Source organism: Peribacillus tepidiphilus, from assembly GCF_009466385.1.
Classification (GTDB): domain Bacteria; phylum Bacillota; class Bacilli; order Bacillales; family DSM-1321; genus Bacillus_BN; species Bacillus_BN tepidiphilus.
Genome location: NZ_WIAQ01000031.1, coordinates 20096 through 37146, shown reverse-complemented (window position 1 = coordinate 37146; position 17051 = coordinate 20096). Strand labels below are relative to the sequence as shown.

The window sequence follows — 17051 nt, the reverse complement described above, 5'->3', positions numbered from 1 at the left end:
TCCTCAGACCGGAAGTTTGCCGCTCGCTTCCTTCAGATTCCGCGTCACCACGGACACCCTTGCGTTAAGCTAACTGCTACTTCTGCCTTCGCAGCTCGGGACTCTCACCCTATAGATTACACCCATGCCGGGCGCACACAGACAAAACCCTCCGCCAATTAGACGGAGGGTTTTGACGATCGTTTGAGTACTAAGGTGTAGCTTCAAGAGCCATCTCTTCTAGAAAAAATAACCTTCTGAGCTAACCAGGCGCTTTCCGCTTTTCTAATTACTTTGCGGCTTTTTGTAGTTTGTGAATGACTTGTAAGGAACGGCCGGTACCAATTGCGACAGATTCAAGTGGATTTGGTGAAATATGCACGGGAACAATAATTTCACGGCTTAGCCATTCTTGAATGCCTTTTAACAAAGCTCCTCCACCTGTTATCATAACACCTTGGTCGACGATATCACCGCTTAATTCAGGCGGACAATCTTCTAGCGTTGCACGAATGGCTTCTAGTATATGAAGTAGAGATTCGCGGATTGCTTCTTGAATTTCCGTGGAACGAAGCTCAATCGTTTTTGGCAGACCTGTTACAAGGTCACGTCCACGTACCTCCATCGTTAGCTCATCATGATCAACTAGAGCAAATCCAATTTCCATTTTAATTTTTTCAGCTGTTCTATCTCCAATTAATAGATTGTATTTCTTTCTTACGTACTGCACAATGTCTTCATCCAACTGATCTCCTCCAATTCTGATCGAATTGCAGGAAACGACTCCGCCAAATGAAATAATGGCAACCTCCGTTGTTCCTCCGCCAATATCTACGACAACATTTGCAATGGGTTCATCGACCGGCAAGTCGGATCCAATAGCTGCAGCTACAGGCTCCTCGATCAAATGAACCTGCTTCGCTCCACAGCTTTTCACTGCGTCATGAATAGCACGGCGTTCTACTGATGTAGAGCCGGAAGGTGTGCAGACTACAACAATCGGTTTTCGAATGGATAGTCCCAATTTCTTGCCTGCTTTTTTCATGATGTGCTTAAGCATTTGAGTTGTAATATCAAAATCAGCAATCACTCCGTCTTTTAATGGTCTTACAGCTACAATCTTACCCGGAGTTTTGCCAATCATGTTTTTCGCTTCAGTACCAACAGCTAATACATGATTTGTCTCTGTATCAATGGCCACCACAGATGGCTCATTTAGTACTATTCCTTTATTTTTGCTGTATACGAGTATGTTTGCAGTTCCTAAGTCAATTCCTATTTGTTGATTCGAAAACATTTCCAGTCACCCCTTCGATTGGTTTGACCCCCATATAAGAATTCTACATAAAATGACGAAATTGTGGGGGTTCCAATTTATAGTAAATGTTGGTTGTTTTCAAACAAGATCAAATGGTAGCTGATTTCGTTGATTTTCGCTCGAACAGCGTAAACATAACATAATATAATACAGCGCTAATCCATGCAAAAAGGCACAGCACGACAAAAGTTGCACTATTTCCAATCCATTCTGTTAGAGGAATCGATATAGGAGCAATCATTCTGCCGATTGTAAAACGAAGGCTCGCTGCAGCAAAATATTGCCCTCTCATATGTTCTGGAGCAATTTTTGAGATGAAATTTTGTTGAATCCCAACCACCATTAACTCTGCAAATGTAAATAAGCCCATTGCAAAAATGAGTCCCCATATCCATTCTGTTACCCCGAACAGAATCATCGATACTCCATATATTAATGAAGAGAGAACAAAAACAATCTTATCGTTAAAGCGAGACATCCATCCTGTTACCGCAATAGTTAATAATGCAACCAGGAGCCCGTTTTCTGAAATTAATAATCCAAAAGCTTGTTCTCCATTTAATTGGACGTGCCAATTTCCTAGAGATATAAACGTTTGATTAACAATGACCTCTTTTGTGTAAACAGGAAAAAGCAGGTCTAGCTGCATAAATGTAATTCCACCTAATATACCGGCTAAAATAAACAGCATAAATACTTTATCTTGAGCGATGACGCTATATTCTTTAAATTGATTTCTTAAAAATTGCAGGCCAGACAGCGATTCGGAAGATTGCGAGCTTCTATTTTGCATTGGGGCGGTCTCTTTGATCCATTTATATAAAATGAATCCTAAAAGTACCATTGCAAAACTTGTTATCAGCAATAATTCAAAACGATGCTCGGCATAAAAAATTCCACCAAGAATCGGACCAACGACAACAGCAATATTGATACTTGTATAAAAAACGGCAAACACGCTGCTACGATTTTTTTCATCAACCACATCAGCTATCATTGCTTGGCTAGCCGGCCAGTAGAGGGAACCGAAGATGCTGACAACGGTAAAACAAATAAAGCCAAGTACAGGAGAAAAAAACCATGGTGAAGTAGAAAGAGCAAAAATAAGAAAAGCTATTCCTTGGCCAAATGCAGAAAGCACCATCATTCTTTTTCTTCCAAATAAATCAGCACAATACCCGCCAAATAAATTGGCAATGACTGAAAAGAATTGTGAGCAGATCAGCAATAAACCAGCGGTTGTTTTTCCAAATTCATCTGAAAAAAAGATGGCCAAAAAAGGGAAAAACATCCAAAAAGATATATTTGCTAAAGCTTCTCCACCTAATCTTATCTTTAAGTTACGATCCCAATCACGAATTCTCATTTTGTTATCCTCCAAGTCTGTCTACTCACCTATTTAATCATACAGATACATCCATTCCGGCTCAACTAAAATGTTAAAGCTGAGGGTCCATATTATTTTTAAAAAAATTCTATTTACAAAATACCTATAGGGGTATATAATGACAATATCTAGTTCAACAAAAGGAGGAATGAACGGTGGCAGTGTTAAATTCAACAGATGCCACTTTCCATAAAGATATTGAAAAAGGTTTGGTCCTAGTTGACTTTTGGGCTCCTTGGTGCGGCCCTTGCCGAATGATTGCCCCGGTACTTGAGCAGCTGGATCAAGAAATGGGAGACCAAGTTCAGGTTGTAAAAGTCAACGTAGATGAAAACCAACAAACGGCTGGAGCATACGGAATCATGAGTATTCCAACGATGGTTCTCTTTAAAGATGGTCAGCCTCTTGGAAAGCTTGTCGGATTCAAACCACTTGATGTCTTAAAGGAAGTTATAAAAGAATACGTATAATTATATACCTACGTAGGTATTTGACATTTTATGAAGAATTTTGTATGATACCTACGTGGGTATTATTAACAAAATAATTGTTCAGTATTGAGCAAATAAAATACAGTTGGGGGAATTAAAATGACTAGAAAAATTGTCATTGTTGGTGGTGTTGCTGGAGGGGCAACAGCAGCTGCAAGACTTAGACGATTAGATGAAACGTCTCATATTGTTATGTTTGAGCGAGGAGAGCATATTTCCTTCGCAAACTGTGGGTTGCCTTATTATATCGGAGAAGTAATTGGGAACAGAAATGCCCTTCTTGTTCAAACTGTAGAAGGGATGTCAAAGAAATTTAATTTAGATATTCGTAATGTAAGTGAAGTAACAAATATTAATCGTAAAGATAAGACTGTAACAGTAAAGAATTTGAAGACGGGTGAAGAATATACAGAAACCTATGATCAGCTAATTTTATCACCAGGTGCAAAACCAATTGTGCCGCCAATTGAAGGTTTAAAAGAAGCAGACAATGTCTTCACTCTGCGTAATATTCCTGACACAGACCGCATTAAAGCTTGGGTTGATGAGAAAAAGCCAAAGAAAGCGGTTGTAATAGGGGGAGGTTTTATCGGTCTTGAAATGGCTGAGAACCTTGCGCATAGAGGAGTAAAAGTTACCATAGTTGAAATGGCTGATCAAGTCATGGCTCCGCTTGATTATGAGATGGCAGCGATTGTTCATAATCATTTAACGGAAAAAGGTGCAGAGCTTATTTTAAAAGACGGTGTCAAAGCATTTGCTGACAAGGGACGAAAAGTCATTTTATCAAGCGGTAAAGAGCTTGAAAGTGATATAACGATCTTATCGATTGGAGTACGCCCTGAAAATGAATTAGCTGTAAAAGCAGGACTTGCTGTTGGAGAAAGAGGCGGAATCCTCGTTAACGAGTTCTTGCAAACAGAAGATGAAAATATTTATGCAATCGGGGATGCCATTGAAGTAAAGGACTACATTCAGCAAACTCCTGCGATGGTTCCTCTGGCATGGCCAGCTAATCGCCAAGGCCGAATTGTTGCTGATAATATTTATGGAAAGAAAACACCTTACAAAGGAACACTTGGAACAGCGATTGCAAAAGTGTTTGACCTAACAGTTGCTGTAACAGGAAATAACGAAAAAACATTGAAGCGTTTGGGTGTACCATACGAAGCAGTTCATATTCACCCTGCTTCCCATGCAAGCTATTATCCTGGAGGTTATCCAGTTTCACTGAAATTAACATTTAATCCTGAAGATGGAACCATTTACGGAGCACAAGGTGTAGGGCTTGATGGTGTGGATAAACGAATTGATGTCATTGCAACAGCGATTAAGGGTGGTTTAACGGTTTATGACTTGCCTGAACTTGAACTTGCTTATGCACCGCCATACTCTTCTGCAAAAGACCCTGTTAATATGCTAGGCTATGTGGCTTCCAATATTGCAGACGGTGTTTTAAAGGTGGCTCATTATCATGAAATCGACGAGCTTGTTCAAAAAGGTGCCACTCTAGTTGACGTCCGTGAGCCAATTGAAAGAGACATGGGCTTTATTCCTGGATCTATTAATATTCCATTAGGAGAATTGCGAAACCGTCTTAACGAGCTACCAAAGGATGAAACAATCTATGTGTCCTGTCAGGTAGGTCTTCGTGGATATTTGGCAACTAGAATTCTGACTCAGCATGGTTTTGATGTTGTAAACCTAAGCGGTGGATATAAAACCTATGCAGCTGTTTTTGGTAATCAAGGAAAAAAGCAGGAAGAAAATAATCAAGAGGTGGTGAAAGCGGAAGCTGTATCTCCTAAGGAGCAAACTGATGAGATTGTAGCTGATAAGGTGATTAACGCTGTAGGCTTACAATGCCCAGGTCCAATTGCTCAAGTGTATAAAGGAATGGAAGAGCTAAATGCGGGTCAAGTACTAGAAGTAAGCGTAACAGATCCTGGCTTTTCACGAGATATCCATGCTTGGTGCATGAAAACAGGGAATACGCTATTAAAACAGGAAACGGAAAATGGTGTATTCAAGGTTTGGCTGCAAAAGGGAAACTTTTGTAACGATCAAGAAGAAGCTTCCGTGACACCAGCAGAAAAGAAGGATGGTGCTACCCTAATCGTTTTCGATCAAGACCTTGATAAAGCGATTGCCTCCTTCATCATCGCAACAGGTGCTGCCTCAATGGGCAAAAAAGTGACGATGTTCTTTACATTCTGGGGCTTAAATATCCTTCGTAAAGAAAATGCACCACAGGTAGATAAGGATTTCTTAGAAAAAATGTTTAGCAAAATGATGCCTGCTGGCCCTAAAAATCTGCCTATTTCTAATATGAATATGGGTGGAATGGGTGCAAAAATGATTACTCATGTCATGAAAAAGAAAAACGTGGATAGCCTTGAAACTCTAATCGAAAATGCGATGAGTATGGGGGTTGAAATTGTAGCTTGCTCCATGAGCATGGATGTAATGGGTATTCGCAAAGAAGAGTTAATAGATGGCGTTCAAATTGGTGGAGTTGCAACTTATCTTGGAAAAGCTGAAGACTCTAACTTGAATCTATTTATATAATTGATTAGAGCTGACTCGTAAACGGGTTGGCTCTTTTTTATGCAAGGCTCTTTTCTAAAAGATTGTTGTTTTTACATAGGTTCTGGGAATGAAAACCTTTGATAAAAAAGTTGGTTGATTGGAGCGTAAGGTGCGAGACTCCTGCGGGAGCAGCGGGACAGGTGAGACCCCACAGGCGCTGCGCGCCGAGGAGGCTCACCGCCCGCCCCGCGGAAAGCGAGCATCCTGGAGCCGAAATCAACCTATCCTCACTACTTGTTAAAAAGCAACAAAGTTTGCGAAAACAGCCTTATGCAAAGACATTATTCTACCAAAAATGTCTCACATACTGACAAATTTTTTGACTCTAATCGTGAGAAGGTGAAGCTATATCTATATTTATCCTATATTTAATCAAACGTTTGATTAAAAAGTGTAGGCATGTCCATTTATAGAAACTTAATAAAATTAATATTGATTATTTTCAGAATTTAATCCATTATATTAGTTAAAGTTATAAAAATATAATTCATACTAATATAAGGGGAGTACATAATCGTGCAGCACTGGAATAGCAGAGAAGAATTAGTAAAAATAGTAAAACAGCTTGTAGGTGTTCCAAGTATTTCAGGAACTGTTAGGGAAAATGATATGGCTGATGAAATTATTCGTATTGTTTATGAAATCCCGTATTTTCAAAAGCATTCAGAGAATATCTTTTCCAAAGAAATTGATGGGGATCCGTTAAACAGAAGGGCAGTAGCAGCTCTCTATCGTGGCAATCCTGACATATCAAAGACCGTTGTTTTACTCAGTCATTACGATGTGGTTGGAATTGAGGATTATGGACATTTGAAGCATCTTGCTTTTTCACCTGATGAGTATACTGAAATACTTAAGAAAGAAGCGTTGCCTATTGAGGTGAAAGAGGATCTCGAATCGGGAGAGTGGTTGTTTGCTAGAGGAATTATGGATATGAAGGCGGGTCTTGCTCTCCACCTAGGTCTCTTGTCAGAAGTATGCGAAAAAAACGTACCGGTCAATCTATTATTGCTATCAACTCCGGATGAAGAGCGGAATTCTGAAGGGATGTTTGCGGGGGTGCAGCTTCTTTTTGAATTACAGAAAAAGTTAGGACTCGATTATGAGTTATGTATCTGTTCAGAGCCTAGTTTTGGTGCATACCCAGGAGATCGGTCTAAATATGTATATCTCGGCTCTGTAGGCAAATTGCTTCCACTGATTTTCTGTGTAGGAAAGGAAACGCATGTGGGTGAGCCTCTTGAAGGGGTAAATGCTTCATGGATGGCAGCCAGTTTTACAGCGAATATGGAGCTTTCAGATGCATTTATTGAGGAAGTCGGATCGGAAAAAAATCCTCCTCCTACCTGTTTGAAATTGGAGGATTTAAAGGAGTTATATAACGTACAAACTCCAACAAGCGCTTATGTCCTATACAATATTTTAACATTGAAACAAACGCCTAAGGAAATATTGAAAAAAGTTAAGGAAATCGCGATCCAAAGCAGTGAAGGAATCTATCAAAAAATGCATCGTCTTTATGCTTCTTCTAATCCTACAAAGCAGTTAGAGGATTTGAAACCTAAGGTGTTCACCTACTCCGAATTATATGAAAAAGGGATGGAGAGATATGGAGAGACCTTTAAGAGTGAAGTTGAAGAAATTTTCAACAAGGAAACAAGTGTAGATTTCGATCTGCGAAAATTAACGGTTAAGCTAGCACAAGGAATCAGCCGTTATTTTACGGATCTGGCACCTTTCTATTTCATTATGCTTGCTCCTCCGTATTATCCGCATGTAGCTTTAGAAGAGATTTCAGAACGTGATCAAAAGATAAGAAAAATCACAGAGGATATCATATCTTTTGCCGAAAAGAATTTCGGTGAGAAAATAAAGATCCAACAGTATTTTACCGGTTTATCGGATGTCAGCTACTGTAGGTTAATCGATGGAGATTCAATCATTTCAACACTAAGTGAAGAAATGCCCTTGTACGGACGTAAATATGATTTGCCGCTTGAACAAATCAAAAAGCTCAATATCCCAACCATTAACCTAGGTCCTTATGGAAAAGACGCACACAAGCGGACTGAGCGTCTCGAGCTTTCGTTTTCATTAGAAACGGTTCCGCATTTATTAAAGCAATTGGTGAATACAGTGTTTGAAGAGGTGAAATAGTTGAAGAGTAAATTAGATCTTCCTGCTGAACTGCCAAAAGAACAAATTGGTGAAGCGATCCGCTACTATCGGAAGAAAAGAGGACTGACAGCCGAAAAGCTAGCAGAATATGTGGGAGTCAGCCAAAGCATGATTTCCCAGATGGAAAGGGGCCAAACGGCTCCCTCACTCGACACACTATGGAAGCTAAGCTATTTTTTAGAGGAGCCGGTGTTTTCTTTTTTCGAAAGCATTGAAGACAACGCCGTAACAGTCATACGGAAGGGTGAACATAAACGAATCACTATGTCTCGTCCGGAGGTTTGGTATGAAATGCTTTCACCAAATCGCGATAAGAAATGGAAGTTCTTTAAGATGATTATTGACCCCGGTGAGAATAAAGACCAGCCGCTCATGCTTCATAAAGGGGAAGAAAGCGGATATGTCATAGATGGCGAGCTAGAAGTAAAAATTGAAGAAGAAACATATTTCCTTCGTGAAGGAGATAGTATTAGCTTTGAAAGTACACTACCTCACAGTTTCCATAATCCAGGGGATAAACCGGCAGTAGCTATATGGATGATGATTCAGCCTTGAATGAAGATTAGGCTTGAGAAGAGTGGAGTCAAAATCAAGGAAGTATCGCTTTAATAGAAGTCATGGAAGTATTTATTAAAAATACAAAACCACGAGCAGCGATCAGCCTTCTCGTGGTTTTGATTTTAAAGTCAAGGATTAATAGACGGCGCTTTCCACTTTTCTTAAGTGTTTGTCAACAATTTATACGCATTATTAACCCGATCTTCACTTGGAGGCTCAACGTCTTTTAAAGGATACTGTAATCCTAACGCTTCCCATTTATAAACTCCAAGCTTATGGTAAGGGAGAACTTCAATTTTTTCCACGTTTTGCAAACCGTTGATAAATTGGCCGAGCTTAGATAAATCGTCATCAAAGTCTGTCACACCGGGTACCAGAACATGTCGGATCCAAACGGGTATTTTTTTATGGGATAAGTATTCAGCAAAGTTTAGAATGGGATCATTATATATACCGGTTAGTTTCTTATGCTTCTGCCGGTCAATATGCTTTATATCTAGTAAAACTAAGTCGGTGTATTTTAACAGCTCATCCAGCTGCTCTAAAAAGGCTTGGTTGTCAGAATAACACCCGCCTGAAGAATCTAGTGTAGTATGAATGCCTTTTGCTTTGCAAGCTTTAAAAAGCTCAGTAACAAAAGGGATTTGAAGTAAGGGTTCTCCACCACTTACAGTGATTCCTCCATTGGATGCTTGGATAAAAGGCAAGTAGCTCTCAAGATCACTCATGATCTCATCCACGGTTATTTGCTTTCCATCTCCCATTTTCCATGTATCCGCATTATGGCAGTACTGACAACGAAGCGGGCAGCCTTGAGTAAAAATGACATATCTTATGCCGGGACCATCAACGGTTCCGCAAGTTTCAATGGAATGAATATTTCCGATCATGATCAAATCCTCCCCACTTCCCCTGTTGGTTGAGCGGGGAAGCATGATTATAGGCTCTCGTGGAATGTACGATTAATAACGTCAATTTGCTGTTCACGAGTTAGTTTAATAAAGTTGACCGCATAACCAGAAACACGAATAGTGAGCTGTGGATACTTTTCAGGATGTTCCATCGCATCCATCAATGTTTCACGGTTAAACACGTTAACGTTTAAGTGATGTCCTTTTTTAGCAGCATATCCGTCTAAAATAGCAACAAGGTTATTGATTTGGCTTTCTTCTTCTTTACCTAGTGCTTTCGGTACCATAGAGAATGTGTTAGAAATACCGTCTAACGCATGTTGGTATGGAAGTTTTGCAACGGATGAGAGAGAAGCTAAAGCACCTTTTGTATCTCTGCCGTGCATAGGGTTCGCACCAGGGGCAAAAGGTTCACCTGCTCTGCGTCCGTCAGGTGTGTTGCCCGTTTTCTTACCATACACAACGTTTGAAGTAATGGTTAAGATACTCATAGTGTGAATGGAATTACGGTAGGTTGCATGCTTTTTAAGTTTGGTCATGAATTTTTCAACCAATTCAACGGCAATGCTGTCCACGCGGTCATCGTTATTTCCGTATTTAGGGAAATCTCCAGTTGTTTCAAAATCAACGGCTATTCCGTTTTCATCTCGAATTGCTTTTACTTGAGCGTACTTAATTGCACTTAAAGAGTCAGCCACTACACTTAGCCCTGCGATACCAGTTGCCATTGTACGAATGATTTCCGTATCATGTAGAGCCATTTCTATTCTTTCGTAGCAATATTTATCATGCATGTAGTGAATGATGTTTAATGTGTTAATATATAAGCCTGCTAGCCATTCCATCACTGAATCGAAGCGTTCCATTACTTCCTCATAATTTAAAACTTCAGAAGTGATAGGAGCTAGTTTAGGAGCTACTTGAATCTTCAGCTTTTCATCCACACCGCCGTTGATTGCGTATAATAAAGCTTTTGCAAGGTTTGCGCGAGCTCCGAAGAACTGCATTTGCTTACCAATTCTCATAGCAGATACACAGCAAGCAATTCCGTAATCATCACCGTACTCAATGCGCATTAAATCGTCATTTTCATATTGGATTGAGCTTGTTTTAATAGACATTTTCGCGCAGTATTTTTTGAAGCCTTCTGGTAGCTGAGTAGACCATAAAACAGTCAAGTTAGGCTCCGGAGCAGGTCCTAAGTTATCAAGAGTGTGCAAGAAGCGGAAAGAGTTCTTTGTCACAAGTGGTGTTCCGTCAATGCTCATACCGCCAATAGACTCTGTTACCCAAGTTGGATCACCACTGAACAATTCATTGTAATCAGGCGTTCTAGCAAATTTCACAAGACGTAGCTTCATGACGAAATGGTCAACTAATTCTTGCGCTTCTTTTTCAGTTATTAAACCTTCTTTAAGGTCGCGTTCAATATAAATATCCAAGAATGTAGATACACGGCCTAAGCTCATAGCAGCACCGTTTTGTTCTTTAATCGCTGCAAGATATGCGAAATAAACCCATTGGAATGCTTCACGCGCATTTTGAGCAGGCTCAGAAATGTCGAAGCCATGGTCAGCTGCCATTTTCTTAAGCTCTTGAAGAGAACGAATTTGTTCACTTAATTCCTCGCGTAGTCTGATCACATCTTCAGTCATGACAGAGGATGTATTTTGAAGATCTTTTTTCTTTTCATTGATTAAGAAGTCTACACCGTACAGTGCAACACGGCGATAGTCACCGATAATGCGTCCGCGGCCGTAAGCATCTGGAAGACCTGTAATAATACCAGCTTTACGAGCTAGTTTCATTTCATCTGTATAAGCGTCAAATACCCCTTGGTTGTGTGTTTTACGATAATCTGTAAAAATACGTTCAATCTCAGGGTCTAATTCATATCCGTACGCTTCACAGGCTGCTTTTGCCATACGGATTCCACCAAAAGGCTGTAAGGAACGCTTGAAGGGCTGGTCAGTTTGGAAGCCAACAACCTTCTCTAATTCTTTATTTAAGTAGCCTGGTTCATGGGAAGTGATGGTAGAAACAACCTTTGTATCCATATCAAGAACGCCGCCTTTTTCACGCTCTTGTTTCGTTAAATCCATCACTTGTTCCCATAACTTCAAAGTTGCTTCTGTTGGACCTTCAAGGAATGATTCATCGCCGGTATAGGTTGTAATATTCTTCAAAATAAAATCCCGGACATTGATTTCTTTTTGCCAAATACCACCTTGGAAGCCTTTCCACTGTTTCATAGCAAATTTCACCTCTTGATTTGTGTGTATAACAGTTTGATATTATGAATGTTACAGATTACAAATTTAGCATACACCCATGAAAAGGATTTGTGGGGGATTAATTTTGAATGATTTGTGAAATAATGAGCAATAGGGAAGCAGTCCTAAAGACAGAGGAATTAAACCATTAAATAGAAAGAGATTATTTTTCCAATAAAAGATAATGAGTAAAACTACTATGAAGAGTTATTTGGGGTTGGTAGTACTGTTGTATAATAATTTTCAATCTGTATTATGTATTAAAATGTTGGATTATTATGAAATAGGGTGACTCTCATATTTCCTGAGTGGTCACCCTAAAAATATTTATGGCATGCTATCATCTTTTACACGATTTTTGAATGCTTCATGTGTAGCAATATCCTCAATTTGTTCATATTGACGACTATGATCTTTTCTTTCAGCAGTGCTGTTAGAAGGAAAATTACCTGGATGACTTTTTTCTTTATGGTTAAAGTGTTCTCCACGACCCATCTTTTTCAGCTCCTTTCATTTATATCTTTCTCCTGCAATAAGTAATTATGATGAATCGCTCAACTCCAATTTTTGGTCGAACCAATAGAGGCGAAATGATAAAAATTAATACAAGTATTATAGGATAAAAGTTCTAATAATATTTACAATATTCATTCATATTTTTTATTTTTGTTATTTTAAAATATTAAAACCAATGCCATCATTTATTCTAAATTCTGTCACACTTTCGAAATAATTAGTTTCCACTATACTCACATTTGTTTTATAAAATATTTTTATTATTTCAGGGGAGGAATTTGAAAATGGATGATGTGTTGCTGTTAAGCCGTATTCAATTTGCGGTTACGGTTTTTTATCATTTTTTATTTGTGCCATTGACAATCGGGTTAGTGGTTCTCGTGGCATTCATGGAAACCAAATATGCAAGAACACTAAACCCTTTATATCGCCAAATGGCAGATTTCTGGGGAAAGCTGTTTACGATTAACTTTGTGATGGGAGTTGTCACTGGTATCACGATGGAGTTTCAGTTCGGTACAAACTGGTCTGAGTACTCTAAATACATGGGAGATATATTTGGTTCACCTTTAGCAATTGAAGCTCTTTTAGCCTTCTTCCTGGAATCTACATTTATTGGCATATGGATTTTTGGAAGAGACAAAATTTCTCCTAAGCTTCGTGCTTTTTCTATGTGGATGGTTGCTTTAGGAACCAATATTTCTGCTTTATGGATTATTACGGCTAACGGATTTATGCAGAATCCGGTTGGATATGTGATTCGAAATAATCGTGTTGAGCTAGAAAACTTTTGGGAAGTTTTAACCAATCCATATGCTTGGCATATGTTTTTTCACACAGTGGTTAGCTGTTATATTGTAGGATCATTTTTTGTGATGGCTATTAGTGCTTATCATCTATTAAGAAAGAATGAAGTTCCGTTTTTCAAAAAATCGTTTAAATTCGCACTAGCTTTAGGGATTTTTGGAGCTACCTTAACGCCATTTATCGGACATCAATCCGGTGTATTTGCGTCCAAGATGCAGCCAGCTAAGGGCGCAGCTTTAGAAGCGGTTTGGGAAACACAAAGGGAAATGCCGTTTCATATTATACAAATTCCAGATCCAGAAAATGAACGCAATGCTTTCGAAGCCCTTAGCATTCCTAAACTCGGAAGCTTTTTCTACACAAATACATTTGATGGGAAAGTGACTGGATTAAAAGATATTCCAAAAGAGGATCGTCCGAATGTTGCATTAACCTTTTATAGTTTTCGCCTAATGGTGGCACTTGGTGTATTTTTCATGATAACCACTTGGTATGGATTCTATTTATATAAAAAGAACAAGCTTGTCGAGTCTCCACGTTTTTTAAAAATGGTATTATGGTCTGTTCTACTTCCTTATATTGCGATTAATGCAGGCTGGATGGTAGCGGAAGTAGGGCGTCAACCTTGGACAGTATATGGATTAATGAGAACAGCTGAGGCAGTATCTCCAATTACTGTTCCAGAGGTTTTATTTTCAATGATCAGCTTAGTGGCATTTTATACAGTGCTATTGGTTGCGGATGTGTATTTAATAGTGAAATATGCGAAAAAAGGACCTTCTAAACTGATTATGGAGGAAGAAGGGGGACTATCTCATGTCTCATGATATGCTGGCAATTATATGGTTCGGCCTTTGGGGACTCATATGGACTGTATACTTTATTTTAGATGGTTATGCCCTAGGAACAGGAATGCTCTTTCCGTTTATCACGAGTAATAAACAAGAAAGAAACCAGTTACAGGAAGCTATTGGGCCATTTTGGGGTGGTAATGAAGTATGGCTGATTACTGCTGGTGGAGCAACCTTTGCTGCCTTTCCCGTTGTGTATGCGGATATGTTTCATTATTTATATGTTCCGTTATACCTTGTATTAATGGCATTGTTTGCAAGAGCAATTGGTCTTGAATTTATGCACAAAGAAGATCATCCACTATGGCAAAAAGCCTGCATATGGAGTTTCTTTACAGGAAGTTTACTCATTGCTTTATTATTTGGAATTACATTCGGGAATTTATTTAGAGGTCTTTTGATTGGGAAAGACGGGTACGAAGGGACTATTTTCAGTCTGTTTAACGCTTACGGAATATTAACAGGTCTTTTATTTGTTTCGTTATTTATTTTATCGGGATCATTATGGATTTCGCTTAAAACAAGTGGAGATGTCGCAGAAAGGGCAAAGAACATTTCGCGTCCAGCAGCTGCAACATCTGCCGCAATCCTGTCCATTTTTCTAGTTGCCACGATGAATAGGACGCCTTTAGTGGATAATTATGTAGAACAGCCGGTTTTATGGATCGTTCCTGTTATGACACTAGCTTTTGTTCTATTGACTTTATTATTTGTATTCAGAAGAAAAATCGGCCTTGCGTTTACTTTTATTTGCCTAACGATCTTTTCTATGATGGCTATGGGTTTTATCGGCATGTTCCCAAATATGCTTCCTTCTAAAATTGATGATGCATACAGCGTAACATTGTATGTAGCTAGAGGAAGTGAATTAAACTTAAAAATCATGACTGGGGTTGCACTCGTGCTTGTACCAATCGTCATTGGCTATCAGCTGTGGAGCTATCGAATTTTTAAAGAGAAAATTCATAAAGAACAAGCAAAAGGATATTCGTAGGAAGAATTGGATGTCAGAGAATCACTAATTTTTAGGAGAGCTAAGGTAAATTTAGTTCTCCTAATTTTTTGTTTTTATCACAATAAAAAACAGACAGCTCTTGCTGCCTGTTCAGACTGTTGACAAACGCTCGCATTCTTCGTCACGAACCCTCCTCCGGTGCTCATTACCATTTAAGGTAACTCCGCTCCTCGCACGGATTCGTTCCTCGACTGACAAGCGTTTTCAATCAGTCTGAATGTGCGTGAAATATACTTTGGCTAAAATAAAAAACAGACAGCTCTTGCTGCCTGTGTATCTATTCTTATAATCTTTTTGCACCGATATATTTATTTTTCCAATATGAGCTATTTAAAGAATCAATTTTTACTCCTTTAGAGGAGGATGCATGGATGAATTGATTGTTCCCAATATAAATTCCTGCATGAGATGCACCTTTTTTATAGGTAGAGAAAAAAACTAAATCACCTTTTTGAAGCTTGGATTTATGTACTGCTTTCCCTTTTTGGAACATGCCAGCAGCAGTTCTTGGAAGAGTAATGCCGGTAGCTTTTTTATATGTATAAGCGACAAATCCTGAGCAATCAAAGCCTTTAGGAGTTGATCCGCCGTATTGATATCTTGTTCCTATGTATTTCTTTCCTTCACTTATAATCTTATCTGGTGAAAAGGCAGCTTCTGCTGAGTTTATAGGAGTAATAAGAGTGATAAGCATCGCTAACATAAGTATTGGTGCAATGATTCGTTTCTTCATCTAAATCCTCCGATAGCTTAGAAAGAAGTTTGCTTTCTTTTGATAAGTAAAATATATCAGAAAATTTTTGCTAGTACGGTTACAAGTCTATTAAGTTTTATTACAACACTGTTACAAAAATAGTCGAATCGCATGCTTTTTTGTAAAATGCAGTCTTAATACGCACAAAAAGCAGTCATTTATATCAGCATTTTGTGAAGAAAAAGACTGATTCTGTAGTGTTTAAACATTATAATCAAAAATTTGAAAATGTTGGGTTTGAGATTGAATTCATTTGGTTTTCGTACTGATTTTCGTTTTTTGATAATTTGAAATAATTGAATATATCTAACAAATGACAAATAAACTTCAAACATTCATTAATTGTGAAATAGTTCACAATTTATCCACATACTTATAGTGAAAACCTTATTATAATCATAACTGTAAATGCTCAATGTTTCACAAACTAAATAGAAACAACTAGAGAAATAGGAGATGATAGTATGCAACACAAAACAAGAAATGTAGCGATTATTGGAACTGGATTAGTTGGTTCAAGCTGTGCTTATTCCATGGTAAACCAAGGAATTTGTGATGACTTATTATTAATTGATATAAATCGTGAGAGAGCGCTTGGAGAAGCGATGGATTTGTCTCATTGCATCGATTTTACAAATGTGAGAACAAAGGTACGTGCAGGCTCTTATGAAGAATGTGGGGATCGTGACATAATCATCATTACAGCTGGTGCTCCACCAAAGCCTGGACAAACTAGATTGGATACATTAGGTGTTAGTGCTAAAATCATGCAGGATGTTGTATCAAACGTTATGAAAAGCGGATTTAATGGAATCTTTTTAATTGCTTCCAATCCGGTAGACATTATCACATATATGGTTTGGAAAATTTCAGGGCTACCTCGTAATCAAGTGATTGGAACAGGTACTTCTTTAGACTCTTCACGATTAAAAGCTATTCTTTCAGATATTCTTGATGTAGATCCAAGAAGCATTCATGGCTACTCTCTTGGGGAGCATGGGGATTCTCAGTTTGTTGCTTGGTCTCATGTAACGGTTGGAGGAAAGCCTTTCCTTCAAATTTTAGAGGAGCATAAAGATCGATTCGGTGAAATTAACCTTGATGAAATTACAGATAAGGTACGTAAAGCTGGATGGGAAATCTACAACCGTAAAGGAACAACATATTACGGTATCGGAAATGCGTTAGCATTTATTGCACGCTCCATTTTTAACGATGACCATAAGGTCATTGCCGTATCAGCAGTATTGGATGGAGAATATGGTGTAAAAGATATTTGTACAGGTGTCCCTGCGATCATTACAAGAGAAGGCATTAAAGAGATTGTCGAATTGAATTTGACTCCTGTTGAAAAGGAAAAATTCCAACAATCCAACAAGGTATTAAAAGAATACATGCAAACTATTGGATTTTAATAAAAAATG

The 17051-nt window shown here is 38.6% G+C and carries 13 protein-coding genes; 7 read left to right on the top strand and 6 right to left on the bottom strand.

Annotation, left to right across the window (positions count from 1 at the left end):
• Positions 1–268: 268 nt before the first annotated feature.
• Together mreBH and GD441_RS14470 are read right to left on the bottom strand one after the other, a co-directional pair.
• Positions 269–1276: a rod-share determining protein MreBH gene (gene mreBH / locus GD441_RS14475; RefSeq protein ID WP_153127142.1), complete on the bottom strand. Its 1008-nt coding sequence runs from the start codon at positions 1274–1276 to the stop codon at positions 269–271.
• 109 nt (positions 1277–1385) lie between these two features.
• Complete coding sequence (locus GD441_RS14470) at positions 1386–2663, bottom strand: MDR family MFS transporter (protein WP_153127141.1); 1278 nt, start codon at positions 2661–2663, stop codon at positions 1386–1388.
• A gap of 176 nt (positions 2664–2839) precedes the next feature.
• On the opposite strand from GD441_RS14470, the gene trxA reads away from it, so the two are divergent.
• From trxA to GD441_RS14450, 4 genes are all read left to right on the top strand, one after another.
• The gene (trxA, locus tag GD441_RS14465) at positions 2840–3154 is read left to right on the top strand and encodes a thioredoxin (RefSeq protein WP_153127140.1); all 315 of its coding nucleotides are present in this window, start codon (positions 2840–2842) and stop codon (positions 3152–3154) included.
• A 120-nt stretch (positions 3155–3274) separates the two neighbouring features.
• Positions 3275–5743 carry a CoA-disulfide reductase gene (locus GD441_RS14460; RefSeq protein WP_153127139.1) on the top strand — a complete coding sequence of 823 codons (2469 nt, stop codon included), beginning with the start codon at positions 3275–3277 and terminating at the stop codon, positions 5741–5743.
• Between the two features lie 537 nt (positions 5744–6280).
• Positions 6281–7921 carry a M20/M25/M40 family metallo-hydrolase gene (locus GD441_RS14455; RefSeq protein WP_153127138.1) on the top strand — a complete coding sequence of 547 codons (1641 nt, stop codon included), beginning with the start codon at positions 6281–6283 and terminating at the stop codon, positions 7919–7921.
• On the top strand, positions 7922–8497 hold the full coding sequence (locus GD441_RS14450; protein WP_153127137.1) for a helix-turn-helix domain-containing protein: 576 nt from the start codon (positions 7922–7924) through the stop codon (positions 8495–8497).
• A 164-nt stretch (positions 8498–8661) separates the two neighbouring features.
• Here the strand turns inward: GD441_RS14450 and pflA are convergent, their stop codons facing one another.
• From pflA to GD441_RS17055, 3 genes are all read right to left on the bottom strand, one after another.
• On the bottom strand, positions 8662–9390 hold the full coding sequence (gene pflA, locus GD441_RS14445; RefSeq protein WP_153127136.1) for a pyruvate formate-lyase-activating protein: 729 nt from the start codon (positions 9388–9390) through the stop codon (positions 8662–8664).
• 47 nt (positions 9391–9437) lie between these two features.
• Positions 9438–11663 carry a formate C-acetyltransferase gene (gene pflB / locus GD441_RS14440; protein WP_153127135.1) on the bottom strand — a complete coding sequence of 742 codons (2226 nt, stop codon included), beginning with the start codon at positions 11661–11663 and terminating at the stop codon, positions 9438–9440.
• 348 nt (positions 11664–12011) lie between these two features.
• Positions 12012–12179, bottom strand: coding sequence for a hypothetical protein (locus GD441_RS17055; RefSeq protein ID WP_191992199.1), 168 nt, complete (start codon positions 12177–12179; stop codon positions 12012–12014).
• A gap of 305 nt (positions 12180–12484) precedes the next feature.
• On the opposite strand from GD441_RS17055, the gene GD441_RS14435 reads away from it, so the two are divergent.
• Positions 12485–13834 carry a cytochrome ubiquinol oxidase subunit I gene (locus tag GD441_RS14435; protein WP_153127134.1) on the top strand — a complete coding sequence of 450 codons (1350 nt, stop codon included), beginning with the start codon at positions 12485–12487 and terminating at the stop codon, positions 13832–13834.
• Positions 13824–14852: a cytochrome d ubiquinol oxidase subunit II gene (cydB, locus tag GD441_RS14430; protein ID WP_153127133.1), complete on the top strand. Its 1029-nt coding sequence runs from the start codon at positions 13824–13826 to the stop codon at positions 14850–14852. The genes GD441_RS14435 and cydB overlap by 11 nt, the downstream gene beginning before the upstream one ends.
• Positions 14853–15156: 304 nt before the next feature.
• On the opposite strand, the gene GD441_RS14425 is transcribed toward cydB, so the two are convergent.
• Positions 15157–15606: a C40 family peptidase gene (locus GD441_RS14425; protein WP_153127132.1), complete on the bottom strand. Its 450-nt coding sequence runs from the start codon at positions 15604–15606 to the stop codon at positions 15157–15159.
• Positions 15607–16091: 485 nt separating this feature from the next.
• Here GD441_RS14425 and GD441_RS14420 point away from each other — a divergent pair, with 485 nt between their 5' ends.
• Positions 16092–17042: an L-lactate dehydrogenase gene (locus GD441_RS14420; RefSeq protein ID WP_153127131.1), complete on the top strand. Its 951-nt coding sequence runs from the start codon at positions 16092–16094 to the stop codon at positions 17040–17042.
• The last annotated feature ends 9 nt before the right edge of the window (positions 17043–17051 follow it).